Origin of the sequence: Streptomyces sp. SID5464 (genome assembly GCF_009862985.1) — a bacterium.
In the GTDB taxonomy this organism is placed as follows: domain Bacteria; phylum Actinomycetota; class Actinomycetes; order Streptomycetales; family Streptomycetaceae; genus Streptomyces; species Streptomyces chartreusis_D.
The window spans coordinates 1-269 of record NZ_WWIQ01000021.1; the positions used below are offsets into that span (position 1 = coordinate 1).

Sequence of the window (269 nt, forward strand, 5' to 3'; positions counted from 1 at the left end):
CGGCCATCGCCGCCGGCTGCACCATGGTCCTCAAGCCCGCCCCCCAGACCCCCCTGACCAGCCTCGCCCTGGCCGCGATCCTGAAGGAAGCCGGTCTGCCCGACGGCGTCCTGAACGTCGTCGTCACCACCGACGCCGCCGGTGTCGTCGAGCCGCTCCTGCGCGGCGGGCAGATCCGCAAGCTCTCCTTCACCGGCTCCACGCAGGTCGGCCGGATCCTGCTGGCCCAATGCGCCGACACCGTCATCCGCACCTCCATGGAACTGGGC

The 269-nt window shown here is 71.7% G+C and carries 1 protein-coding gene; it reads left to right on the forward strand.

The annotated features are described in order from the left end of the window. Positions 1–269 (forward strand): aldehyde dehydrogenase family protein (locus GTY47_RS13945; RefSeq protein ID WP_010032998.1); only part of this gene is annotated, 269 nt, incomplete at both ends.